The organism is Streptomyces sp. A 4/2, from assembly GCF_940670765.1.
GTDB lineage: Bacteria > Actinomycetota > Actinomycetes > Streptomycetales > Streptomycetaceae > Streptomyces.
In genome coordinates, this window is the sequence record NZ_CALNVW010000010.1 from 429,843 (window position 1) to 453,151 (window position 23,309).

Below are 23,309 nucleotides of genomic sequence, written 5' to 3' on the forward strand. Positions count from 1 at the left end.
ACCGTCGGATGCTCGACGCTCCGACGATCTCCTCCGACGACTACCCGGAGTGCGGAGCGGACGGGTGCGCCTCGTCCGGGGGTGTGGATGTGCCGGGCACCTTCACCTTCACCACGTCGGACACGGACGTCGTCAAATTCACCTACTCGCTCAACAACACGCTTGAGGTCACCAAGACGGTCCCGCCAGGAACCACCAGCACCACCGTGACCCTCGCACCGGACCAGAGAGGGCTGAACCAGCTCGCCGTAACGGCCTGGGACGCTGCGGGCGACGCATCGACGACCGCGACCTATTACTTCAGCGTCGCGCCGAACGCCCCGGCCACCGGAGGCTGGTCCTTCGACGAAGGCAGCGGCAGCACGGCGGCGGACAGCGCGGGATCGCACCCCGCGACACTCGTGGGCGGCGCGTCCTGGTCCAGCCACGCACGCCTGGGGAAGGCCCTCGACCTCGACGGCACGCAGGGCTACGCCTCGGCGGCCGGCGCGGGACCCGACACGTCCCGCTCCTTCACCGTCTCCGCCTGGGCCCGCCCGACCGGCCTGACGCACGACGCGGTGGCGGTGTCCGAGGCGGGCGCCGACGGCTCGGCGTTCGCGCTCTCCTACTCGGCTGCCTCGCACGCCTGGGTCTTCAGCCGGGACACCTCGGACTCGGCCTCCTCGGCCGTCGTACGCTCCGTCTCGACGGCAACCCCTGTACCGGGGGTCTGGACCCACCTGACCGGCGTGTACAACGCCCAGTCCGGGACAGTGCAGCTGTACGTCAACGGCGTTGCCCAAGGTGCCCCGGTCCCCTTCACCCCCTCCTGGCAGGCCGGCGGCGACCTGCAGATCGGCCGCGGCCGGTCAGGCGCCGCGTACGGCGGCTACTTCCCCGGTCAGATCGACGAGATCCAGACCTGGGACCGCGCGCTCTCGCCGAAGGAAACCGCAGACCTGGAGGCCGAGGTGGATCCGGAGACCGGCCACTCGCGTCCGGCCCTCGCGGCCGACTGGGAGCTGAACGAGGCCTCGGGCAGCACGGCCACCGACTCCTCCGGCTACGGGCACACCGCCGCCCTCTCCTCCGGCGCTGCGTTCGCCACCGACAACGACGGCGGCAAGGGTGGTGTCCTGTCGCTGGACGGAACCTCGGGCCACGCCTCGGCGAGCGGCCCGCTGGTCGACGGACAGGGTGACTTCACCATCGCCGCCTGGGTGAGGCTCGACGCCTCCGCGCTGAGTGACACGAGCGTGGAGCACACGATGCGAATCGCCGGTCAGAGCGGCGGCAACCAGGACTCCTGGGGACTCTGGTACACCCAGCCGGCCGGTATGTCCGAGGGCATGTGGGCGTTCGGCCGGACCGATGCGGACACCCCCGGCGCCACCACGGTGACCGCACCGACAGGCATTGCCGGCGCGCAACTGGTCGACCCCGGCGACGACTGGACACTGGTCACCGGCGTCTACGACGGAGCGCACCATCAACTCCTGCTGTACGTCGACGGGGTCCGCCAGACTGCCCCCGTCACGTTCGACTCACCGTGGCAGGCCACCGGGGACTTCACCGTAGGCGTGGGCCGCACGCCCGACGGCTCCTCCGGCGATGCCACGGCGGGCCTGGTGGATGCGGTGCGGGTGTGGACCGGGGTGACCGACGGGGGCGACATCGACCTGATGTACCTCAACGAGATGCCGATCCCGTTGTAGCTGGTGCGGCCGGTGCGGCGGTGCGGCCGGTGCATGGGCTCTGGCCACACCCTGTGAGTTGGACGGGGAGGGCGAAAAGATCCCCATGGCTGGGAAGTTCGCCCGCTTCAAGGTGAGGACAGCCGACGGTTCGTACGATCTGGGCATCCCGAAGAAGGACGTGGAATTCGTCCGCTTCGCTCTGACCGACGGCCACTCGCCCAGTAGCGGCTGATCCTTCGCTTCGGCCCGTCGCCCCTGACGCATCACCCAGTATTGCGCTGGGACTGTGGGCGCGGGGTCTGGCGAAAGGCGGACCTCAAGTGAGCGGCACAGAAAGGTCAGTTCGAATGGCGTCGCGTCGTCAGTCAGCCGTTCGGGCCGTACGCTGACGGTGTTATGGGCCGTGCAGAGAGGGGCAGGTCCACATCCGGTCATCACGCTCGCGGATCCGGTCATCCGCTTCAACCAGCTGATCACGCTCCCGCAGGCCGCATCGGTGGAGCAGGGGTTCGCCGAGCAGATCTGGCAGGCGTCCGCCCCCACCTTCCACTCCAAGATCCTGGGTCCTCACTTCGAAGACCTTGCGCGTGACTGGACCCGGCGCTTCGCCCACACGGTTCTTCCCGACGGACTCCCGGGACCGGTCGGTACCGCGGAGGTGGCCGACCCCGCCGCTCGTACCAAGCATGAAGTCGACGTCATGGCCCTGGCCCTGGGGGAGCGCCCTCAGTCGCCGCGTGCCCGCATCGCGCTCCTGGGCGAGGCGAAAGCCACTGCGGCCCGTCGGGGACCGGTGATCTGGAGCGGCTGGAACATATCCGCGCGCTGCTGGCCGAACAGGGCTACGACACAGGGGGGACCACACTCGCCCTCTACTCGCTGCACGGTTTCTATCCCGACCTCGTGAAACTCGCCGCGCGTCGCCCCGATGTTCTGCTCGTGGACCTTGCCGCGCTCTACGGGATGGCCTGACCGGGGACCGAGAGTGACTCGACCGGGGATCGGGGGCCAATGACAGTACCCATCACACCCGCCCCGCATACGCCGCGAACCATGATTCTTTCGCCTAAGCGGCTGAACTTTTGCTGTTCGATGGCTAGTTGGGCCATGAAGGGGCCTACCCTTCAACGAGTGAACCAGTTGATGTCCCGTGAGCCCGACGCTTCCGACCTGCCCGCCTGTGCCGGTGACACCGGTCCGGCCGGTGACGCCCCGCTCGTCGGTGTGCTCCCCGCCGAGCTGCGGGACGAGCTGATCGCCTTCCGTCGTGACCTGCACATGCACCCCGAGCTGGGGAACCAGGAGTTCCGCACGACCGCGGCCCTCAAGGCGCGGCTGGAGCAGGCCGGGCTCGCGCCGCAGGTGCTCAGTATCGGGACCGGGCTCATCTGTGACATCGGGAACAGCGGGGACGCCGGGAGTGCAGCCGAAGCCCCGCGCGGCGTGCTCGCCCTCCGCGCCGACATCGACGCGCTCCCCATCCCCGACACCAAGACCGCCTGCGCCTACCGCTCCACCGTCCCCGGCATGGCGCACGCCTGCGGGCACGACATCCACACCACCGTCGTCCTCGGCGCCGGGCTCGTCCTCGCCCGGCTGCACGAGGCCGGGCAGCTTCCGTACCCCGTGCGGCTGATCTTCCAGCCCGCCGAGGAGGTGCTGCCGGGCGGTGCCCCCGATGCCATCGAGTCCGGGGTGCTGGACGGCGTCGGGCGGATCGTCGCGGTGCACTGCGACCCCAAGGTCGACGCCGGGCGGATCGGGCTGCGGGCCGGGCCCATCACCTCCGCCTGCGACCGTCTCGAAGTCAGCCTGGACGGGCCCGGCGGGCACACCGCGCGGCCCCACCTCACCACCGATCTGGTGACCGCCGCCGCGAAGGTCGCCACCGACGTGCCCGCGCTGCTGGCCAGGCGGATCGACGCGCGGTCCGGGCTCGCCGTGACCTGGGGCCGGATCGACGCCGGGCACGCCTGCAACGTCATCCCGCAGCACGCCGAGCTGTCCGGGACCGTACGGTGCCTCGACCTGGACGCCTGGCGGTCCGCGCCCGATCTGGTGCACGAGGCCATCGCCGAGGTGGCCGATCTGCACCGGGCCAAGTCCGTGATCAATTACGTCCGCGGGGTGCCGCCGGTCGTCAACGACGGCGCCGTGGCCGAGCTGCTGCGCGACGCCATGGCCGCGCGCCGCGGACCGTACGCGATCGAGGACACCGAGCAGAGCCTCGGCGGCGAGGACTTCTCCTGGTACCTGGAGCAGGTGCCCGGCGCGATGGCCAGGCTCGGGGTGCGTACGCCGGGAGACAGCGCCCGGGGCGACCTGCACCGGGGGGATTTCGACCCGGACGAGGCCGCGATCGAGGTCGGCGTGGAGCTTTTCACCGCCGCTGCGTTGCTGGACGTACATCGTTCGTAACCGGCCACGTCGGCTCCCGTTCGCGTCGATCCGATAACAGGTTCCGAACAGGCCTTTACCTGACATCTACGCGCGTTACGATCCTGGCGAAAACCAGCGCCGGAAGAGGCGCTCCAGGTTTGGTTTGAAGGGACCTCCTCTTGCGCCGGGTAACCAAGATCGCTGCGTCGGGCATAGCCACCGCAGCCCTCGCTCTCTCCGTCTCTGCCTGTGGCAGCACCTCGACCCAGAACGACTCCGACTCGTCGTCGAAGTCGTCGTCCAAGGGCGTCAAGGTCGGCGTCGCCTACGACGTCGGCGGCCGTGGCGACCACTCCTTCAACGACTCCGCCGCTCGCGGCATGGACAAGGCGAAGAAGGAGTTCGGCGGCGACATCAAGGAACTGACCGCCAAGACCACCGACACCGAGGCCGACCGCGTCCAGCGGCTCACCGACCTCGCCGACGCGGGCTACAACCCGATCGTCGGCATCGGCTACGCCTACGCCAACTCGATGAAGCAGGTGGCCGCGAAGTACCCGAAGGTCACCTTCGGCATCGTGGACTCGGTCGTCGACGCGAAGAACGTCGACAACATCGTCTTCACCGAGGAGCAGGGCTCCTACCTCGCGGGTGTCGCCGCGGCGCTGAAGACCAAGACGGACCACGTCGGCTTCATCGGCGGTGTGGACGTCCCGCTGATCAAGAAGTTCGAGGCGGGCTACGTCCAGGGCGTCCAGGACACCAACAGCAAGATCAAGATCGACCGGCAGTACCTGAGCCACGGCTCGGACACCTCCGGCTTCGCCAGCCCCGACAAGGGCAAGGAAGCCGCGCAGGGCATGCTCGACAAGGGCGCGGACGTCGTCTACACGGCGGCGGGCTCCTCCGGCAACGGCGCCATCGAGGCCGTCAACGGCAAGAAGGGCGCCTGGGCGATCGGCGTCGACTCGGACCAGTACAACATCGCCTCGCTGGCGAAGTACAAGAACTCGATCATGACCTCGGTCGTCAAGAACGTCGACATCGGCGTCTACGACCTGGTCAAGTCGGTCCGTGCCGGCAAGCCGATCACCGGCACCAATACCTACTCGCTCGCCGAGGGCGGTGTCTCGCTGGCCACCAGCGGTGGCTTCATCGATGACATCAAGGCCAAGCTCGACGCGGCCCAGAAGAAGATCATCGACGGCGCTGTCAAGGTCAAGACCACTCCCTGACCTGTCCCGTCACGTGGGCCCGGCGCGGGGGATCGCTGTCTCCCCGCCGGGCCCATAACGATGTGTCAACTCTACGCGTGTAGCGTGCAGTTGGCGCGTTAGCGTCACCGCACCCCCCGCCTCCGCCGGGGCCCCTCCGCCCCCACCGCTCCTTCTCCGAGGAGAGTGCGTCATCAACGCGTCCAGCCCTCCCGCCGTCGAACTGCGCGGCATCACCAAACGATTCCCCGGTGTCATAGCCAACCGCGACATCGACATCACCGTCCGCAAGGGCACCGTGCACGCCCTGTGCGGTGAGAACGGTGCCGGTAAATCGACCCTGATGAAGATCCTCTACGGCATGCAGAAGCCGGACGAGGGCACCATCACCGTCGACGGCGAACAGGCCGTCTTCGCCGGCCCCGCCGACGCCATCGCCCGCGGCATCGGCATGGTGCACCAGCACTTCATGCTCGCCGACAACCTCACGGTCCTGGAGAACGTGGTTCTCGGCGGCGAGAAGCTGTACGGCATCGGCACCAAGGCCCGTAACAAGATCCGGGAGATCTCGGACGCGTACGGTCTCGGCGTCCGCCCCGACGCCCTCGTCGAGAACCTCGGGGTCGCCGACCGCCAGCGCGTGGAGATCCTCAAGGTCCTCTACCGCGGCGCCCGCACCCTCATTCTCGACGAGCCGACCGCGGTCCTGGTCCCGCAGGAGGTCGACGCGCTCTTCGACAACCTTCGCGGCCTCAAGTCCGAGGGCCTGACCGTCATCTTCATCTCGCACAAGCTGGGCGAGGTGCTCTCCGTCGCCGACGAGATCACCGTCATCCGGCGCGGTACGACGGTCGGCACCGCCGACCCGGCGACCACCACGACCAAGCAGCTGGCCGAACTGATGGTCGGCAGCGAGCTGCCCTCGCCGGAGACCCGCGAGTCGACGGTCACCGACGAGCCGATGCTCGACCTCGACGGCCTCCAGCTCACCGCCGTCGACACCGACGGGGTCGTACGCGAGGTGCTCTCCGACATCTCGTTCACGATCCACCGGGGCGAAGTCCTGGGCATCGCGGGCGTCGAGGGCAACGGCCAGGCCGAACTCGTCGAAGCGATCATGGGGATCCGGAATCCGGACGGCGGGGTCATCACCCTCGGTACCACCGACATCTCGCACGCGCCCACCCGCAAGCGCCGGGAGAGCGGCGTCGGTTACATCCCCGAGGACCGGCACCGGCACGGCCTGCTCCTTGAGGCCCCGCTCTGGGAGAACCGGATCCTCGGCCATGTCACCGAGCGGCCCAACTCCCGGCACGGCCTGATCGACGCCAAGGCGGCCCGCGCCGACACCGAGCGCATCGTCACCGAGTACGACGTCCGTACGCCCGGCATCGACGTCACCGCGGCCTCCCTCTCCGGCGGCAACCAGCAGAAGCTGATCGTCGGCCGCGAGATGAGCCACCGCCCCAAGCTGCTGATAGCCGCGCACCCCACCCGGGGTGTGGACGTCGGCGCGCAGGCGCAGATCTGGGACCAGATCAAGGAGGCCCGCCGCGACGGGCTCGCCGTCCTGCTGATCTCCGCCGACCTGGACGAGCTGATCGGCCTGTCCGACACCCTGCGGGTGATGTACCGCGGCCGGCTCGTCGCCGACGCGGACCCCGCCACGATCACCCCCGAGGAACTCGGCTCCGCGATGACCGGCGCCGCCACCGGACACCTGGACCACGACGAGGACGTCGCCGGCCAGGGCGCCACCGGTGCAGAGGCTGGGGGAGAGGACCGATGAAGAAGCTCACCGCACGCATCGACCGGGAGCGGCTGCTCCTCGCGATAGCGGCCCCCCTGCTCGCGGTGGTGGCGGCCCTGGTCGTCACCACGCTGGTCATCCTGGCCACCGGCAAGGACCCGTTCGCCGCGTTCAGCGACATGCTGACGTACGGCTCGGCCAGCGACAGCCAGATCTACATCCTCAACAAGGCGACGACGTACTACCTCGCCGGTATCGCGGTGGCCGTCGGCTTCCGGATGAACCTCTTCAACATCGGCGTCGACGGCCAGTACCGGATGGCCGCCTTCTTCGCCGCGGTCGTCGGCGGCGCGCTGACGCTGCCCGGCGCCGTCCAGATCCCGCTGATGATCGTCACCGCGATGCTGGTCGGCGCGATGTGGGCCGGTGTGGCCGGTGTGCTGAAGGTGACCCGCGGGGTCAGCGAGGTCATCTCGACGATCATGCTGAACTCGATCGCCACCGCGATCATCGGGTACCTCATGCAGCCGGGCAGGCTCGGCCAGCTCGACGACGCGGGCACCCTGGTCTCCACCAAGCCGCTGCCGAAGTCGTCCTGGTTCTTCTCCATCGACACCGGCCCCGCGGGCACGCTCTGGGGCTTCATCTTCATCGCGGCGCTGGCCGGTGTGGCGTACTGGTTCGTGCTGGGCCGTACCCGCTTCGGCTTCGACCTGCGCGCGGTCGGCCAGTCCGAGTCCGCGGCCTCCGCGAGCGGCGTCAGCGTCAAGAAGATGATCGCCACCAGCATGATCATCTCTGGTGCGATGGCCGGTCTGATCGGTATGCCGACGCTGCTCAACGACAGCCACATGTACAGCAACGACTTCCCGCTGGGCATCGGCTTCACCGGTATCGCGATCGCGCTGCTCGGCCGCAACCACCCCATCGGCATCGCGCTCGGCGCGCTCCTCTGGGGCTTCCTGGAGCGCACCACCAACCACCTTGAGTTCAAGGGGTACGACAAGGAGATCCTCGGCGTGATCCAGGGCGTCATCGTCCTGTGCGTCGTGATCGCCTACGAGGTCGTGCGCCGCTACGGGCTCAAGCGCCAGCAGCAGAAGGTCGGCGCCGAACTCGCCGCGCAGGCCGCCGCCCACTCGAACCAGCAGGAGGTGACGGCATGACCGCGACCATGACCAAGACCCCGCCTCCGGCGGCTCCCCAGGCGGCGAACGCCAAGTCCGGCCGTTCCAAGCTCTCGCTCCCGAAGGTCCTGCTGATCATCGCGGGCGCCTTGATCCTGCTGTCGCTGGTACGCATCGTCACCGGCGCCGACCAGCTCACCTCCGAGGGCCAGATCAGCGCCTCGCTGGGGCTCGCCGTGCCGATCGGCCTCGCGGGCCTCGGCGGTCTGTGGTCCGAGAGGGCCGGTGTGGTCAACATCGGCCTCGAAGGCATGATGATCCTCGGCACCTTCGGCGCCGGCTGGATCGGCTGGCAGTCCAGCCCCTGGCTCGGACTCCTCGCGGGCATCACCTTCGGCATGCTCGGCGGGCTGGTGCACGGCATCGTCACCATCACCTTCGGTGTCGACCACATCGTGTCCGGTGTGGCGGTCAACCTCCTCGCGCTGGGCCTCACCCAGTACCTCGCCAAGATCTTCTTCAACCACGGCGACGCGGTGGCGGCGGGCGGCAACCCCAAGCAGTCCCCACCGGTCGACTCGCTGCCCAACGTCACGATCCCCGGGCTCTCCGACGGTCTGTCGTCCATCGAGAAGCACCACTGGTTCTTCGTCTCCGACCTGGCCGGCATCATCGGCGGCCTGGTCACCGACGTCTCGGTGCTGACGATCCTGGCCGTGCTGCTCTTCGTCGGCACCTGGTGGGTGCTGTGGAAGACCCCGTTCGGTCTTCGGCTGCGCTCCTGCGGTGAGAACCCGATCGCGGCGGAGTCGCTGGGCGTCAACGTCTACACGTACAAGTACGCGGCCGTCGCCGTCTCCGGCGGACTGGCCGGGCTCGGCGGCGCGTTCCTGGCGATGGTCCCCTCGCACATCTACCTGGAGAACCAGACCGGCGGCCGTGGCTACATCGGTCTCGCCGCGATGATCTTCGGTAACTGGCGTCCCGGCGGACTCGCCATGGGCGCGGGCCTGTTCGGCTTCTCCGACGCGCTCCAGCTGCGCAACGGCGGCGAGACCGTCCACGCGCTGCTGCTGCTCATCGTGGTGCTCCTGGCCCTGCTCGCCGTCTGGAAGCTGTACAAGAAGGCGATGCTCCAGGGCGTCATCAGCGCGGTCGTGGCCGTACTCATCCTGGTCTGGTACCTGTTGACCGATGATGTCCCGTCCGACTTCGTGGGCGCCACGCCGTACGTCGTGACCCTGCTGGTGCTCTCGCTCTCCGCGCAGCGGCTGCGGATGCCCAAGGCGGACGGCATGCGCTACCGGAAGGGCCAGGGCAAGTGACACAGGTCGACTGGGATGTTCTGCGGGAGGCCGCGCGGGGCGCGATGTCCCATGCGTACGCCCCGTACTCGAAGTATCCCGTCGGCGTCGCGGCCCTGGTCGACGACGGGCGCACGGTCGTCGGCTGCAACGTGGAGAACGCCTCGTACGGCATCGGGCTGTGCGCCGAGTGCGGTCTGGTCTCCCAGCTCCAGGCGACCGGCGGCGGCCGGCTGACGCACTTCACCTGCGTGGACGGTGCGGGCGCGGTACTCGTGCCGTGCGGGCGCTGCCGCCAGCTGCTGTACGAGTTCGGCGGGCCCGAGCTGCTGCTCGAAACCCCGGACGGGGTGCTGCCGCTCTCCGAGATGCTGCCGCAGGCGTTCGGCCCGCAGCATCTGAACTGACGCGGTGTCCGTGGCCCTCCCACCGCGGTGGGAGGGCCACGGACACCCCTTCTCTCTATGCGCGTAGAGTCGCGCGATACGCGCACGGCCACCTCCCGTCACGTACCCCGTCACGAACACCCTCACGTAGCCCCGTCACGTACACCTGTCACGTACTCCCTCACGTATCCCTCGCCGGAAGGAACGCCAACTCCATGGACGCCATCTCTGTCATCCGCACCAAGCGGGACCGGGGCGAACTGAGCCCCGAGCAGATCGACTGGGTCATCGACGCGTACACCCGCGGCGAGGTGGCCGATGAGCAGATGTCGGCGCTGGCCATGGCGATCCTGCTGAACGGCATGAACCGTACGGAGATCGCCCGCTGGACCGCTGCGATGATCAACTCCGGTGAGCGGATGGACTTCTCGGCCCTCTCCCGGCCCACCGCCGACAAGCACTCCACGGGCGGCGTCGGCGACAAGATCACGCTGCCGCTCGCCCCGCTGGTCGCCGCGTGCGGCGCCGCCGTGCCGCAGCTCTCCGGCCGGGGCCTCGGCCACACCGGTGGCACCCTGGACAAGCTGGAGTCCATCCCCGGCTGGCGGGCGCTGCTCTCCAACACCGAGATGATGGACGTCCTGGACTCGGTCGGCGCGGTCATCTGCGCGGCGGGCGACGGGCTGGCCCCCGCCGACAAGAAGCTGTACGCGCTGCGCGATGTCACCGCCACCGTCGAGGCCATCCCGCTGATCGCCTCCTCGATCATGTCCAAGAAGATCGCCGAGGGCACCGGCTCCCTCGTGCTGGACGTCAAGGTCGGCTCGGGCGCCTTCATGAAGAACCTGGCCGACGCCCGTGAACTGGCCTCGACGATGGTCGGCCTCGGCACCGATCACGGTGTCCGTACGGTCGCGCTGCTCACCGACATGGCGACCCCGCTGGGCCGCACCGCGGGCAACGCCCTCGAAGTGCGCGAGTCCGTCGAGGTGCTCGCCGGTGGCGGCCCCGCCGACGTCGTCGAGCTGACCCTCGCGCTGGCCCGCGAGATGCTGGACGCGGCCGGGCTGAAGGACGCCGACCCGGCCAAGGCCCTCGCCGACGGTACGGCGATGGACTGCTGGCGCCGGATGATCTCCGCCCAGGGCGGCGACCCGGACGCGGCCCTCCCGGTCGCCCGCGAGCAGCACGTCGTCACCGCCCCGTCGAGCGGTGTGCTGACCCGCCTCGACGCCTACGACATCGGCGTCGCCGCCTGGCGCCTCGGCGCGGGCCGGGCCCGCAAGGAGGACCCGGTGCAGGCGGGCGCGGGCATCGAACTGCACGCCAAGCCCGGCGACCGCGTGACCGAGGGCCAGCCGCTGCTGACCCTGCACACGGACACCCCGGAGAAGTTCGACTACGCGCTCCGGTCGCTGCCCGGCGCGTACGACATCGCCCCCGCGGACACCGCGTTCACGGCGAGCCCGATCGTGCTGGACCGCATCGCCACCGCCTGAGGTCCCGTGCGGACCGGCCGGGACCTGTTCAGGGCAGGTCCCGGCCGTCCAGCCGGGCGGGCAGGCCGAAGAGCGGGAACCAGCGTGCCGTGTCCAGGAACGCGTTCAGCCCGATGATCTTCCCGCCGGATATTTCGAGCACCTGGAGCGCCCACGGCTCGTGACCGCGGCCCGTCGCGCCCGGCCGGTACTGGCCGAACGCCGGGGTGCCGTTCGCTACGGTCGGCAGCAGCCGTGACCCCTTGCAGCCGATGCCCTGTTCCAGGTGCCAGGCGGCGATGTCGGCAGGGCCGCGCAGCCACAGGTCGAAGGGCGGCATCGAGAGCACCGCGTCCTCGTGGAGCAGCGCGGTGAGGGAAGCGATGTCGTACCCCTCGAAGGCCGCCACGTACCGGTCGAGGAGCTTCCGCTGGTCCTCGTCGAGCGGATCCGCCGGGTCCGACGGTCTGATCTCCGTCGCGGACAGCGTCGAACGGGCCCTCTGGAGCGCGCTGTTGACCGAGGCGACCGTGGTGTCGAGCAGCTCGGCCACCTCGCTCGCCCGCCAGGCGAGCACCTCGCGCAGGATCAGCACCGCCCGCTGCTTGGCGGGCAGGTGCTGGAGCGCGGCCACGAAGGCGAGACGCACCGACTCCCGCGCCACCGCCGCCTCGGCCGGGTCCGCGGTGGACGGCAACACCCGTCCGTCGGGGACCGGTTCGAGCCAGGTGGCCTCGGAGCGTTCATCGAGCACGGCCGTGGTCTGGGCCTGCGGGGCCGACAGATCCATCGGGCGGGCCCGTCTGCTGCCCGCGGCTCGCATGTCCAGGCAGACGTTGGTCGCGATGCGGTAGAGCCACGACCGCAGCGAGGACCGTCCCTCGAAGCGGTCGTAGCTCCGCCAGGCGCGGACCATCGTGTCCTGTACGGCGTCCTCGGCCTCGAAGGGGGAACCGAGCATCCGGTAGCAGTAGCCCGTCAGTTCGGTCCTGTGCCCCTCCAGGCGCACGTCGAGATCTGTCGCCGCGAGGTCGCTCATCGGGTGTGCCCCCTGCTCGGAATCCTGATCGCACCAGCGATTCAGAAACTACCGGGGGCCACTGACAGTCGCTGTCCGGCCAACGGTCGTACGCCGGGCGTCAGGTGCCCGGCTTGCGCCCGTAGACGTAGACCTCGTCGCCCTTCTTGAGGAGGGACCAGTACTTCGCGGCACTGGTCTTGGTCATGTTCACGCAGCCGTGGGAGCCGGGCTGGTTCCACATGCTCACGCCCACCGAGTGGAACGCCTGGCCGCCGTCGAAGAACTGGCTGTAGGGCATGGCCACGTCGTAGAGCGAGGACACGTGGTTCTTGTCCCGCCAGTAGACCTTCTTGAGCCCGGTCCGGGTCTCGTAGCCGTTGCGGCCCGTGCGTACCGGCACCGGTCCGTACACCAGCTTCTTGCCGTCCTGGATCCAGCTCAGCTGCCGGGTCAGGTCGACGCAGGCGATACGCCCCTTGTTCACCGGGCACGTGCCCGCCTTGTTCGGAGTCCTGCCCGCGGCCTGCTGCTGGGCCACCACCTTCATCACGCCCCAGGTGACCGACCCGGCGTAGCCGATGGTCGGGGTGATGCCGTGCGCGCTCTGGAAGGAGCGGATCGCCGTGCAGTCGGCTGCCGACTGCTTGCCGTCCACCGGCCGTCCCAGGAACTTCTCCGCCTGCTTCTGGTACGGACCCGTGCTGGTCGTGCACGAGGCCGCCTGTGCGGGTGTCGCCCCGCCCAGGGCCATGGTCAGCGGCACCACCAGAGCGGTGATCCCGGCGGCCACGGCGCCTCTCCGTCGTATGTGTCCCATGCGTTCCGTCCCCTGTTTTCCGGGCGCCCCTCACCCGGGTGGATTCCCGAGGTGCTGGTGCCCGGATGCTGATTCCCCCGGTGCCGCGCGAACCGCGCGTCTTGTGAAGGAGACGGACGAAGAGGGGCAACCGTTGCACCCCGGGGGGAAACAGTCTTCGGCCGGGCCGCGCCCGCGTACGCCGTCCCGCCCCGCGTACCGCTCAGTGCCCTGCTGTGGCGGGCATCCGCCGGGTGGCTCGGGCGCTGTACGACCCGTACAGCGTGACGGACACGACACCGAGCACCGCGAGCAGTCCCAGCGCCACCGTGCCCGCCCAGCCCGCCGAGTGGAAGGCGACAGCGCCGAGCGCGCCGCCCAGGCTGCTGCCCAGGTAGTACGCCGACTGGTAGAGCGCCGACGCCTGGGCGCGGCCCGTCTTCGCCGTACGGCTCACGGACGAGGAGGCGACGGCGTGCCCGGCGAAGAAGCCCGCCGTGATGAGGACGAGCCCCAGCAGTACCGCGGCGAGCGCGTCGGCCAGCGAGATCAGCAGGCCCGCCGTGGTCGCCGACACCGCGAGGTAGAGCGCGCCCCGGCGGCCCAGCCGGGCGACGAGCCGGCCGGCCGCGGCGGAGGAGACCGTACCGACCAGATAGACCAGGAAGATCGAACCGACCAGTCCCTGCGGCAGGTTGAACGGTTCGCCCACCAACCGGTAGCCGATCACCGTGTAGACCGCGCCGAAGACCGTCATGAAGAGCGCGCCGATCGCGTACAGCCTGCGCAGCAGCGGGTCGCCGAGGTGGGCGGCGACGGTACGGCCCAGCGCGCGCGGGTTCAGCGGGGCCGGGTGGAAGTTGCGGGCCGGGGGGAGCAGCAGCCGGAAGACCACCGCGCACACCACGGCCATCAGCCCGATCGCCCCGAGCGCCGCCCGCCATCCCCAGGCCTGGGCCACCCACCCGGCGACGATGCGCCCGCTCATGCCGCCGATGGAATTGCCCGCGACGAACAGTCCGATCGCGGCGACCAGCGCCTTCGGCCGTACCTCCTCGGCGAGGAAGGCCATCGCGGACGCGGGCAGCCCGGCGAGCGCGGCACCCTGCACGGCGCGCAGCGCGATCAGCCAGCCCAGGCTCGGCGCGAAGGGGACGAGCAGCCCGACCGCCACCGCGACCGTCAGCGAGGCCGTCATCATCGTCCGCCGTCCGAACCGCTCGGACAGGGCGCTCAGCGGCAGGACGAACAGGGCGAGACCGCCCGTCGCCGCGGAGACGGTCCAGCTCGCCCGGCTCGCCGCCCCGCCGAAGTCGGAGCTGATCGCGGGCAGCAGCGCCTGCGTGGAGTAGAGCAGGGCGAAGGTCGCCATTCCGGCGGCGAAGAGCGCGAAGCTCATCCGGCGGTAGCCGGGCCCGCCCGGGGCGAGCTGGAGCTGCGGGGGAGAGGACGGCGCGGCGGAGGCACTCACGGTGGTGAGTGCCCCGGTACTGGCAGGAGGCATACGGCGAACGTAGGCCGGGTCCCTTCATGCGTCCAATGCATGGACCGGCGATAATCGTTCCCATGGTGCATGAGCAGAGGTCACGGGCCCGGCTGTCACGCAGCAGTTACGAAGAAGACATCAGTGACGAGGAAGACATCCGCCGCCTGCTCGCGCCGCGCCTCGCGTACTTCGAGGCGGTCGCCCGGCACGAACACGTCACCCGGGCCGCGCAGGAACTGTCGGTGCCGCAGTCCACCCTCTCGCGCGCCATGGTGAGGCTGGAGGCGGATCTGGGCGTGGCCCTGTTCGCCCGCAGGGGCCGTACGGTCTCGCTGACGCCCGCGGGCCGGACGTTCCTCCGCACCGTCGAGCGGGCGCTCACGGAGGTCGGGCGGGCCGCCGACTCGGTACGGGCGGACGCGGATCCCACGGCGGGCCGGATCGCCTTCGGGTTCCTGCACACGCTGGGGTCCGAGACGGTTCCCGGGCTGATCCGGGCCTTCCGGGCGGACCATCCGCGGGTGCGTTTCCAGCTCGTGCAGAACTACGGCGAGGCGATGCTGAAGCGGTTGCGTGCCGGGGAACTCGACCTCTGCCTCACCTCGCCGGTCCCCGACGCGCCCGGCCTCGTCGGGCGGCGGCTGGACGAACAGCGGCTGCGTCTGGTGGTCCCCGACGACCACCGGCTGGCCGCCCGCAGACGGATCAGGCTCGCCGAGGCCGCCGAGGAGACCTTCGTGACGCTGGAGCCGGGGTACGGACTGCGGCGCATCACCGACGACCTGTGCGCCGAGGCCGGGTTCACCCCGCGGATCGCCTTCGAGGGCGAGGAGGCGGAGACCCTGCGCGGCCTGGTCGCGGCGGGTTTGGGGGTGTCGCTGCTGCCACCGCCGGCGGTGGCGCGGCCCGGGGTGGTGGAGTTGACGGTGACCGCGCCCCGGGCCGTACGGGAGATCGGGGTGGCGTGGCTGGACGGGCATCCGGACACGGCCCCGGTGGCGGCCTTCAAGCAGTTCCTGCTGTCGCGGCGGGGGAAGCTGCTGCCGGAGTGAGGAACCGCCCCTCCGGCGACCAGGGACCGGCGACCAGGGAGCAGTGATCGAGGGGCGGCGATCGGGGAGCGGCGATCGAGGGGCGGTGATCGAGCGGCGGGCCCCGGCGCCTACCGTCCCAGCGTCCGCCCGAACCCCGCGGCCAGCGGCATCCGCAGCCCCAGCGGCGGCGGCGCGGCGAACGCGTCGGCGACCGGTCTCGCGTACGCCCGCGAGAACAGTGCCCCCCGCACGAAGTCCGCTGCCAGCGCCACGACCTCGGCCCGGTGCTGGCGCAGCCCGTGGCCGTCCGAATGGACCTCGAAGCGGCAGGTGTCGCGGTTGGTCTTCTTCGCGCGTTCCGCCAGCCGGTAGGAGAGTTCGGGGTCCGAGCGGGCGTCCGTGGTGCCGTGCACGATCAGCACCTGACGGCCCACCAGCTGCTTCACCGGCTCCGGGTCCGCCGCCAGGTCGTCGTCGGGCAGCCAGGGGGCCAGGGCCAGTACGGACGTGACGGCGTCGTGGCCCGCCGCGTGCAGCGCGGCCCGGCCGCCCATACCGTGCCCGGCCAGGCAGACGGGGACGTCGCCGTACCGCCGCACCACCTCGTCCACCGCCCAGGCCGCGTCCCGGGCGAGGTGCGCGTCGGTGCCGTTCCAGCCGCGGAAGCGGTAGCGGACGACATGCGCCGCGAGCCCGTCGTCCCGGGCCGCGCGGGCCAGCCGGCGGGCGGTGCGTTGCAGGGCGGCGTACGGGAGGGCGGAGGAACGGCGTCTGGAGACCGGGTCGCCGTCGGGGAGCAGCAGCACCACACCGCTGACCGCGACCGGCGCTCCGCTTGCCCCAACTGCCCGTCCCAGCCGGGCCTCCGGCAGGGCTGGTGCTTGCTGTGCCATGACGGAACAGTCTCAGAAGCCGAGGTGTACTCCACCCGTCGGAACGGTCACTGTTACATATCGACCAGGCGCGATCTACGCGCGTAGGGGCTAAAGTGCACAGATGACGAGCCAGACCATTCCCTCACCCACCACGGACCAGATCAGCCGAGCTCCGAAGGTGCTGCTCCACGACCACCTCGACGGAGGCCTGCGCCCCGGCACGATCATCGAGCTCGCCCGCGCGAACGGGTACCAGGGCCTTCCCGAGACGGATGCCGACAAGCTCGGCATCTGGTTCCGTGAGGCGGCCGACTCCGGCTCGCTGGAGCGTTATCTGGAGACCTTCGCGCACACCTGCGCCGTCATGCAGACCCGCGAGGCGCTGGTGCGCGTCGCCGCGGAGTGCGCCGAGGACCTCGCCGCGGACGGTGTCGTCTACGCCGAGATCCGGTACGCCCCCGAGCAGCACCTCGAAGGCGGACTCACCCTCGAAGAGGTCGTCGAGGCCGTCAACGAGGGCTTCCGCGAGGGCGAACGGCTGGCGCGCGAGAACGGCGACCGGATCCGGGTCGGCGCGATGCTCACCGCGATGCGGCACGCGGCCCGCGCCCTGGAGATCGCCGAACTCGCCAACCGCTACCGCGATCTGGGCGTCGTCGGCTTCGACATCGCGGGTGCCGAGGCGGGCTTCCCGCCCACCCGTCACCTCGACGCCTTCGAGTACCTGAAGCGGGAGAACAACCACTTCACGATCCACGCGGGCGAGGCCTTCGGGCTGCCGTCGATCTGGCAGGCGCTCCAGTGGTGCGGCGCCGACCGGCTCGGACACGGAGTGCGGATCATCGACGACATCGAGGTCGCCGACGACGGCACGGTGCGGCTGGGGCGGCTCGCCTCGTACGTACGGGACAAGCGCATCCCGCTGGAGATGTGCCCCACCTCCAACCTCCAGACCGGTGCCGCGGCCTCGTACGCCGAGCACCCGATCGGGCTGCTGCGCAAGCTCCACTTCAGGACGACCGTGAACACGGACAACAGGCTCATGTCGGGGACCAGCATGAGCCGCGAATTCGAGCACCTGGCCGAGGCGTTCGGCTACACGCTCGACGACATGCAGTGGTTCACCGTCAACGCGATGAAGTCCGCGTTCATCCCTTTCGATGAACGACTTGCCATGATCAACGATGTGATCAAGCCCGGATACGCGGAGTTGAAGGCGGAGTGGCTGTTCCGGCAGACCGTCGTGACCAGTGGTTCCGCGGTCACCGCAGGCTGACAGCAGGTGCGCACCGGCGGCCGGGGATTCCGATTTCCGGCCGCTGTCGGGTGTTTGCGGGCCGTGCGACGGGGTGGCTACCTTGCGTAGCCGCTCACCTTCCCCCCGTCGCAAGGACGTTTTCCTCATGAAGCTGTCTGCTGCCAAGACCCTCGGTGTCGCTGTCGTCGGTGCGGCCTTCGCCGCTGCCGCCGCGGGTTCCGCCTCGGCGGCCGTCGCTCCGGCCACCCCGGACGTGAACGGCACGCTGGACTCCGTCACGCGGACGCTCCCCCTGGAGAGCGTCACGTCGAAGCTGCCCGCCGGGGCCGGTCGGGCCGTCGAAACCGGGAAGACCGTGCTCGGCAGCCAGGCGGCCACCCTGCCGTCCACCGTCGCCGGCGCGGTGTCGACCGTGCTGCCCGGTGCCGCGGCAGCCGGCCAGGTCGGCAGCCTCCTCGGCGGCCTCCCCACCGGAGCGGTGCCCGGTCTCGGCCGCTGAGCACGTCGTACACGCCGACGGGGCGCGCACCCATCCCCCTGGGTGCGCGCCCCGTCGGCGTATCAGGGACCGGCCCTGGTCACCAGGCCGCCGACGCCGGCTTCTCGCCGGGCAGCAGGATCCACAGCGCCAGATAGAGCAGGAACTGCGGCCCCGGCAGCAGGCACGAGACGATGAAGATCACGCGCATCGTGGTGGCGGAGGTGCCGAAGCGGCGGGCCAGCGCCGCGCACACTCCACCGAGCACACGGCCTTCACGCGGGCGGGCAAGTGCTGCGGACATGAGGGGCTCCTTCGCGAAGCGTTCGGGGGGAGACTTCCGTTCGGCTCTCCCGGTACTTCCATGGTCGCGCGGAGCGGCGCCGGAGCGAATCGCCCTACGGGGCGATCCCGACCCTGGGAATGCTCGGGGTAGGACCGTGTCCGGCTTCCTCCGCGCGGACGGCTGCGTGCCCCGCGTGCTCCTGCCTGCGGCGTAGCCGGGACCGGGCGGCGGGCACCACGACGACGTGCGCGAGGGCCACTCCGGCCGTGTTCAGCAGCAGCGAGTCCACATCCACGACCTGTCCGGGCACTCCGGTCTGGAGCAGCTCTATGGCGAGCGAGATCAGTGAGCCCGCCGCGACCGTACGGGCCAGCGAGGCGCAGGAGGAGACGTGCAGCCGCCCGCCCGCCAGCGGCAGCAGTACGCCCAGTGGCGCGAGCAGCAGCAGGCCCTTGCTGATCCGGCGGGTCGCCTCGAAGGCACCGAGGGCCAGATCGGCCCGGATTCCGGCGAACGGGGTGAAGTTCGAAGCGGTCACCCACATCACGTCCAGGGGACGCAGCGTCAGCCAGGCGACGACCAGGAGATGCGCGGCGAGGAGGAGTATCCCCACGACGCGTGAACGGATGACGGTGCTACCGCCCATTCCTTGACGCACGTTTTCCAAGACGCCACGACCGGTGGGATCGGTTCCGCCGACTTTGTCACCGTGCCGTCACCGTGTGGTCACCGCGCCCCGCACCCCCGCGACCGGTGCGTATCCGGTCCCTGGGACCCGGGGGCGTACGACAGCCCCGCGACCGGGTACGTACCCGGCCCGGAGCCCGGTGCGTACGGCAGCCCCCGCGAGCCCGGCGTGATCCAAACGAGAGGCCCTAGCGGCGCAGGTCGCCCAGGATCGGGTCCGAGCCCGGCCGCGTCTTCAGCTTCTGGGTGCAGGAGTACGCCCGTGGCGGGTCCGTGCCCGGTCCGCCGAGCACGACCGAGCCGTCCGTCTCCGACGCCGCGCTCCCCGCGTACGTACACACGATCTGCGCCAGCGCGTTGGCGGGCAGGTCCTGCGGTTCGCTGCTCAGCCGCAGTGCGCCGGCCGGATCGTCCCGGCGTCCGGGGCCCACGGACAGCGGCGGGCGCACGTCCGTGGAGAACCCGGCCTCCTTCTCGGCTGCGCTCGGGGTCTGCCGCAGCTCGTCGAGGAGCTTCTCCGCGACCTGTAGCCCGTCGCCCAGGGGCCGGCCCGACACGATCTGCACCGTGCGGTCCACGGAGACCAGCTGGTTCCCGCAGAGCAGATAGACCCGGACCGGTACGTCCTGCAGCGCCTGGGGCGCGGAGTCGTCCGTCGGCAGGTCGCAGGGCACGCGGGACGGCGCGGCCCCCGCGTCCACCGGTACCGAGGTGTCCCGGATACCGCAGCCGGCCGTCAGGGCGCAGAGCGCTGCCGCGCCCATGACCGCCGCCGTGAGTCGTCCCGCTCTCATGCGCCGTCGCCTTCCTGGCCGGTCCCGGCCGGACCGGCGGTGTCCGACGGGTCCGACGGATCGGCCGGATCCGACGGATCGCGCGGCAGCCGCAGTACGAACACGGCTCCGCCGTCCTTCGCGTTGGCCGCGGTGATGTCGCCGCCGTGAATGTGTGCGTTCTCCATCGCGATGGAGAGGCCGAGCCCGCTGCCCTCGGAGCGCGGCCGGGACGCGCTCGCCTTGTAGAAGCGGTCGAATACATGGGGGAGTACGTCCTCGGGGATACCGGGACCGTGGTCCTGCACCGCGATGACCAGCTCGTCCCCGTCGATCCGGACCGCGACCCGGACCGGCGAACCGCCGTGCTTCAGCGCGTTCCCGATCAGATTCGCCAGGATGACGTCGAGGCGGCGCGGGTCGAGGCGGACCATGATGCCGCGGTCGGCGTCCAGCTCCACCGCGTCCAGCCAGGCGCGGGCGTCGATGCAGGCGGTGATCTGGTCCGCGATGTCCACGTCGTCGAGCACCAGCCGGGCCGTCCCCGCGTCGAAGCGGGTGACCTCCATCAGGTTCTCCACCAGGGTGTTGAGCCTGCGGGTCTCGCTCACCACCAGCTGCACCGCGGGCCGGATCATCGGATCGAGGCTGTCCGCCTCCTCCTCCAGCACCTCCGACACCGCGGTGATCGCGGTGAGCGGCGTCCGCAGTTCGTGCGACATGTCGGCGACGAAGCGGCGGCTCGCCTCCTCCCGCGCGCTCATGTTGCTGACCTTCGTCTCCAGCGCCTCGGCCGTCTTGTTGAACGTCCGGGACAGATCGGCCAGTTCGTCCGTGCCCGAGACCCTGAGCCGGGTGTCGAGCTTGCCCTCGCCGAGCCGCCGGGCCGCGTCACCGAGCCGCTGCACGGGCCGCAGCACCGTCGTCGCCGCGGCCTGCGCGAGCAGCGCCGAGCCGATCAGGGCGAGCGCCGTGGCGATGGACAGCGACCAGGCAAGGGAGTTGAGATCTTCCCGCTCCTGGGCGAGCGAGGTGAGCATGTAGCCGGTGGGGCCGCCCCCGATGATCTTCGCGCCGCCCACCAGGTACGGCTTGCCGCGCAGCGTGATGCGCTGCCAGAAGAGGTGGTACGGGTAGTGGTTGCCCGAGCCGATCTCCTGCTGCTTCGCCACCGCCCTCTGCAACGGCTCCGGCACGTCGGCCAGCGTGAAGGTGTCCAGGTTCGAATAGCCGACGACCGGCTTGCCCTTCGCCCGCTCACCGACCAGCAGCACGCTGTAACCGGGGTTGCTGCTGCCCGCTATCTGCACGGCGGCCGTCTGCAGTTCGTTCTGCGTCGGCCCCAACGGCAGGGAGGCGGCCCGGCTCTGCATCTCCTGCCGGAAGTCCTTGAGCGCGGAGTCCTGCGTACGGGTCAGTACCGCCTCGCGGTTGAGCCAGTACGCGATACCGGAGGCGGAGACGGCAGCGGTGAGCGCCACCAGCGCGAAGACGACGACGAGCCGCAGCCGCAGACTCGTCCAGCGCAGTCCGTGGAAGAACGTACGACTCACTGAGGCGTGTCCAGCCGGTAACCGACCCCGCGGACCGTACGGATCAGGGTCGGCGAGGACGGTACGTCCTCCACCTTCGCCCGCAGTCGCTGCACGCACGCGTCGACCAGCCGGGAGTCACCGAGGTAGTCGTGCTCCCAGACCAGCCGCAGCAACTGCTGCCGGGACAGCGCCTGTCCCGGCCTGCGGCTCAGTTCGAGCAGCAGGCGCAGCTCGGTCGGGGTGAGCTGAAGATCCTCGCCGTTCTTGGTCACGGTCATCGCGGAGCGGTCGATCACCAGACTGCCGAAGGCCGCCGAGTCGGTGGACTCCCGCTCCCCGCGGCGCAGTACGGCCCGGATCCGGGCGTCCAGCACCCGCCCCTGCACCGGCTTGACCACGTAGTCGTCGGCGCCGGACTCCAGTCCGACCACCACGTCGATGTCGTCGCTGCGCGCGGTCAGCAGAATGATCGGCAACTGGTCGGTGCGTCTGATCCGCCGGCACACCTCGAAACCGTCGATTCCGGGCAGCATCACATCCAGCACGATCAGATCGGGCCGCTGCTCGCGCAGCAGCTGAAGACCGTCCTCGCCGGTGGCGGCTGTGGCCACACGGTGCCCCTGGCGTGACAGAGACAGCTCAAGAGCCGTACGGATGGCGTCGTCGTCCTCGATCAGCAACAGGAAAGGCACGGGGGCCATTCTGGCCCATGGGGCAGGGGAGTTCGACCTCTGGACCCCTTCCGCCCTGCTTCCACGCCCCTCGCCTGCGGCTTCTCCGCTCCTTCTCTGCTTCTTCTGCTCTGCTTGTTCGCTGCTTTGTTCTCTGCGGATCTCGGCAGACGTCCCTTGTGACGCGCCTGTGACAGTCGGCAGACAACCCCATGAAACTGCGGCGGCAAGCTCTTCACCACAGACCGAAGCACGACTCCACGACGGGGGGCGCGAGATGAACGCACTGCACAGCAAAAACTCCAGCGCAGTAATCACGCGGCTCCACGACGTGGTGGCCGCACGGAACACCGAGAAGTCCGGTGCCGCAGGAGGGCGGGGGTGCTCTCGCGGTACCGGGCGTCAGCACACGTCGTACATGGCGGTCGTCGACGCACCCATGAGGCCGGCGGCGCCGGTCTCCACCCCTCCGGCGGCGTACGGGGAGACCACGGGGGAACAGCCGTCGCTGTCGGAGGCGGAGTTCACCGCCTTCGTACAGGAACGCCGTGCCTCCCTGTACGCCACGGCCTACCACCTGACCGGTGACCGCTTCGAGGCCGAGGACCTGCTCCAGAGCGCGCTCTTCTCGACGTACCGCGCCTGGGACCGGATCAGCGACAAGGCGGCGGTCGGCGGCTACCTGCGCCGCACCATGACCAATCTGCACATCAGCGCCTGGCGCCGGCGCAAGCTCAACGAGTACCCGACCGAGCAGCTTCCGGAGACGGCGGGCGAGACGGACGCGATGCGCGGCACGGAGCTGCGCGCGGTGCTCTGGCAGGCACTGGCCCGGCTGCCCGAACCGCAGCGCACGATGCTGGTGCTGCGCTACTACGAGGGTCGTACCGATCCGGAGATCGCGGAGATCCTCGACATCAGTGTCGGCACGGTGAAGTCCAGCATCTGGCGCTCCCTGCGCCGGCTGCGCGAGGACCAGGTCCTCAGCTTCGGCCGTGACGAGGAGGAGTCCTTCGGCGAGTTGGTCGCCTGAGGGATCGGGGGGCCGCTGTTCGGGGGGACGGCGGGCCTGCGGGGGGTACGGGGGAGCAC

At 70.3% G+C, this 23,309-nt stretch carries 22 protein-coding genes and 1 pseudogene; 14 read left to right on the forward strand and 9 right to left on the reverse strand.

Translation table 11 applies throughout. The features are described from left to right. Positions 1-8: 8 nt before the first annotated feature. From NBY69_RS08675 to NBY69_RS08715, 10 genes and pseudogenes are all read left to right on the forward strand, one after another. Entirely contained in the window at positions 9-1,697 is a 1,689-nt protein-coding gene (locus tag NBY69_RS08675) for a LamG domain-containing protein (RefSeq protein WP_250299536.1), read from the forward strand. An 85-nt stretch (positions 1,698-1,782) separates the two neighbouring features. Beyond that, positions 1,783-1,911, forward strand: a complete 129-nt coding sequence (locus tag NBY69_RS37315) for a hypothetical protein (protein ID WP_266641216.1) — start codon at positions 1,783-1,785, stop codon at positions 1,909-1,911. A 192-nt stretch (positions 1,912-2,103) separates the two neighbouring features. Then, a pseudogene (locus NBY69_RS08680) lies at positions 2,104-2,651 on the forward strand (ATP-binding protein); the annotation flags it as partial. Between the two features lie 171 nt (positions 2,652-2,822). Further along, positions 2,823-4,097, forward strand: a complete 1,275-nt coding sequence (locus NBY69_RS08685; protein WP_250299585.1) for an amidohydrolase — start codon at positions 2,823-2,825, stop codon at positions 4,095-4,097. 140 nt (positions 4,098-4,237) lie between these two features. Next, entirely contained in the window at positions 4,238-5,293 is a 1,056-nt protein-coding gene (locus tag NBY69_RS08690; protein WP_250299537.1) for a BMP family protein, read from the forward strand. Positions 5,294-5,465: 172 nt separating this feature from the next. After that, complete coding sequence (locus tag NBY69_RS08695; RefSeq protein WP_250299586.1) at positions 5,466-7,061, forward strand: ABC transporter ATP-binding protein; 1,596 nt, start codon at positions 5,466-5,468, stop codon at positions 7,059-7,061. Beyond that, entirely contained in the window at positions 7,058-8,188 is a 1,131-nt protein-coding gene (locus NBY69_RS08700; protein ID WP_250299538.1) for an ABC transporter permease, read from the forward strand. The genes NBY69_RS08695 and NBY69_RS08700 overlap by 4 nt, the downstream gene beginning before the upstream one ends. Then, positions 8,185-9,474, forward strand: a complete 1,290-nt coding sequence (locus tag NBY69_RS08705; RefSeq protein ID WP_250299539.1) for an ABC transporter permease — start codon at positions 8,185-8,187, stop codon at positions 9,472-9,474. Before NBY69_RS08700 ends, NBY69_RS08705 begins: the two co-directional genes overlap by 4 nt. Next, positions 9,471-9,860, forward strand: coding sequence for a cytidine deaminase (locus tag NBY69_RS08710; protein ID WP_266641213.1), 390 nt, complete (start codon positions 9,471-9,473; stop codon positions 9,858-9,860). The genes NBY69_RS08705 and NBY69_RS08710 overlap by 4 nt, the downstream gene beginning before the upstream one ends. Positions 9,861-10,054: 194 nt before the next feature. Further along, positions 10,055-11,338: a thymidine phosphorylase gene (locus NBY69_RS08715; RefSeq protein ID WP_250299540.1), complete on the forward strand. Its 1,284-nt coding sequence runs from the start codon at positions 10,055-10,057 to the stop codon at positions 11,336-11,338. 28 nt (positions 11,339-11,366) lie between these two features. On the opposite strand, the gene NBY69_RS08720 is transcribed toward NBY69_RS08715, so the two are convergent. From NBY69_RS08720 to NBY69_RS08730, 3 genes are all read right to left on the reverse strand, one after another. Next, positions 11,367-12,356: a sigma-70 family RNA polymerase sigma factor gene (locus NBY69_RS08720; protein ID WP_250299541.1), complete on the reverse strand. Its 990-nt coding sequence runs from the start codon at positions 12,354-12,356 to the stop codon at positions 11,367-11,369. A gap of 100 nt (positions 12,357-12,456) precedes the next feature. Further along, positions 12,457-13,155, reverse strand: a complete 699-nt coding sequence (locus NBY69_RS08725; protein WP_250299542.1) for a L,D-transpeptidase family protein — start codon at positions 13,153-13,155, stop codon at positions 12,457-12,459. 202 nt (positions 13,156-13,357) lie between these two features. Then, the gene (locus NBY69_RS08730; RefSeq protein WP_250299543.1) at positions 13,358-14,638 is read right to left on the reverse strand and encodes an MFS transporter; all 1,281 of its coding nucleotides are present in this window, start codon (positions 14,636-14,638) and stop codon (positions 13,358-13,360) included. A gap of 62 nt (positions 14,639-14,700) precedes the next feature. On the opposite strand from NBY69_RS08730, the gene NBY69_RS08735 reads away from it, so the two are divergent. Further along, positions 14,701-15,672 (forward strand): LysR family transcriptional regulator, encoded by a 972-nt coding sequence (locus NBY69_RS08735; protein ID WP_250299544.1) that lies wholly within the window; start codon positions 14,701-14,703, stop codon positions 15,670-15,672. A gap of 110 nt (positions 15,673-15,782) precedes the next feature. Here NBY69_RS08735 and NBY69_RS08740 read toward each other — a convergent pair whose 3' ends face one another. Next, the gene (locus tag NBY69_RS08740; protein WP_250299545.1) at positions 15,783-16,547 is read right to left on the reverse strand and encodes an alpha/beta hydrolase; all 765 of its coding nucleotides are present in this window, start codon (positions 16,545-16,547) and stop codon (positions 15,783-15,785) included. Positions 16,548-16,650: 103 nt separating this feature from the next. Between NBY69_RS08740 and NBY69_RS08745 the strand changes: the two genes are divergently transcribed. Continuing rightward, positions 16,651-17,805 (forward strand): adenosine deaminase, encoded by a 1,155-nt coding sequence (locus tag NBY69_RS08745; protein WP_250299546.1) that lies wholly within the window; start codon positions 16,651-16,653, stop codon positions 17,803-17,805. Between the two features lie 127 nt (positions 17,806-17,932). Next, on the forward strand, positions 17,933-18,286 hold the full coding sequence (locus NBY69_RS08750; RefSeq protein ID WP_250299547.1) for an ATP-binding protein: 354 nt from the start codon (positions 17,933-17,935) through the stop codon (positions 18,284-18,286). A 79-nt stretch (positions 18,287-18,365) separates the two neighbouring features. On the opposite strand, the gene NBY69_RS08755 is transcribed toward NBY69_RS08750, so the two are convergent. The 5 genes from NBY69_RS08755 to afsQ1 all read right to left on the reverse strand — a co-directional run bounded on the left by NBY69_RS08755 (position 18,366) and on the right by afsQ1 (position 22,238). Next, entirely contained in the window at positions 18,366-18,569 is a 204-nt protein-coding gene (locus NBY69_RS08755) for a PspC domain-containing protein (protein WP_250299548.1), read from the reverse strand. Between the two features lie 94 nt (positions 18,570-18,663). After that, positions 18,664-19,197, reverse strand: a complete 534-nt coding sequence (locus tag NBY69_RS08760) for a VanZ family protein (RefSeq protein ID WP_250299549.1) — start codon at positions 19,195-19,197, stop codon at positions 18,664-18,666. Between the two features lie 229 nt (positions 19,198-19,426). Beyond that, complete coding sequence (locus tag NBY69_RS08765; RefSeq protein WP_250299550.1) at positions 19,427-20,032, reverse strand: hypothetical protein; 606 nt, start codon at positions 20,030-20,032, stop codon at positions 19,427-19,429. Then, a complete protein-coding gene (locus tag NBY69_RS08770) occupies positions 20,029-21,564 on the reverse strand; it encodes a HAMP domain-containing sensor histidine kinase (protein WP_250299551.1) in 1,536 nt (511 codons plus the stop codon). Before NBY69_RS08770 ends, NBY69_RS08765 begins: the two co-directional genes overlap by 4 nt. Further along, positions 21,561-22,238, reverse strand: coding sequence for a two-component system response regulator AfsQ1 (gene afsQ1, locus NBY69_RS08775; RefSeq protein ID WP_250299552.1), 678 nt, complete (start codon positions 22,236-22,238; stop codon positions 21,561-21,563). Before afsQ1 ends, NBY69_RS08770 begins: the two co-directional genes overlap by 4 nt. Positions 22,239-22,494: 256 nt before the next feature. Here afsQ1 and NBY69_RS08780 point away from each other — a divergent pair, with 256 nt between their 5' ends. Beyond that, a complete protein-coding gene (locus NBY69_RS08780; protein ID WP_250299553.1) occupies positions 22,495-23,250 on the forward strand; it encodes a SigE family RNA polymerase sigma factor in 756 nt (251 codons plus the stop codon). Positions 23,251-23,309: the final 59 nt, after the last annotated feature.

Coding starts and splice junctions, on each gene's coding strand:
- NBY69_RS08675 (WP_250299536.1), top strand. CDS start 9: ATGCTCGACGCTCCGACGATCTCCTCCGACGACTACCCGGAGTGCGGA.
- NBY69_RS37315 (WP_266641216.1), top strand. CDS start 1,783: ATGGCTGGGAAGTTCGCCCGCTTCAAGGTGAGGACAGCCGACGGTTCG.
- NBY69_RS08685 (WP_250299585.1), top strand. CDS start 2,823: ATGTCCCGTGAGCCCGACGCTTCCGACCTGCCCGCCTGTGCCGGTGAC.
- NBY69_RS08700 (WP_250299538.1), top strand. CDS start 7,058: ATGAAGAAGCTCACCGCACGCATCGACCGGGAGCGGCTGCTCCTCGCG.
- NBY69_RS08705 (WP_250299539.1), top strand. CDS start 8,185: ATGACCGCGACCATGACCAAGACCCCGCCTCCGGCGGCTCCCCAGGCG.
- NBY69_RS08715 (WP_250299540.1), top strand. CDS start 10,055: ATGGACGCCATCTCTGTCATCCGCACCAAGCGGGACCGGGGCGAACTG.
- NBY69_RS08720 (WP_250299541.1), bottom strand. CDS start 12,356: ATGAGCGACCTCGCGGCGACAGATCTCGACGTGCGCCTGGAGGGGCAC.
- NBY69_RS08725 (WP_250299542.1), bottom strand. CDS start 13,155: ATGGGACACATACGACGGAGAGGCGCCGTGGCCGCCGGGATCACCGCT.
- NBY69_RS08730 (WP_250299543.1), bottom strand. CDS start 14,638: ATGCCTCCTGCCAGTACCGGGGCACTCACCACCGTGAGTGCCTCCGCC.
- NBY69_RS08735 (WP_250299544.1), top strand. CDS start 14,701: ATGGTGCATGAGCAGAGGTCACGGGCCCGGCTGTCACGCAGCAGTTAC.
- NBY69_RS08740 (WP_250299545.1), bottom strand. CDS start 16,547: ATGGCACAGCAAGCACCAGCCCTGCCGGAGGCCCGGCTGGGACGGGCA.
- NBY69_RS08745 (WP_250299546.1), top strand. CDS start 16,651: ATGACGAGCCAGACCATTCCCTCACCCACCACGGACCAGATCAGCCGA.
- NBY69_RS08750 (WP_250299547.1), top strand. CDS start 17,933: ATGAAGCTGTCTGCTGCCAAGACCCTCGGTGTCGCTGTCGTCGGTGCG.
- NBY69_RS08755 (WP_250299548.1), bottom strand. CDS start 18,569: ATGTCCGCAGCACTTGCCCGCCCGCGTGAAGGCCGTGTGCTCGGTGGA.
- NBY69_RS08760 (WP_250299549.1), bottom strand. CDS start 19,197: ATGGGCGGTAGCACCGTCATCCGTTCACGCGTCGTGGGGATACTCCTC.
- NBY69_RS08765 (WP_250299550.1), bottom strand. CDS start 20,032: ATGAGAGCGGGACGACTCACGGCGGCGGTCATGGGCGCGGCAGCGCTC.
- NBY69_RS08780 (WP_250299553.1), top strand. CDS start 22,495: ATGAACGCACTGCACAGCAAAAACTCCAGCGCAGTAATCACGCGGCTC.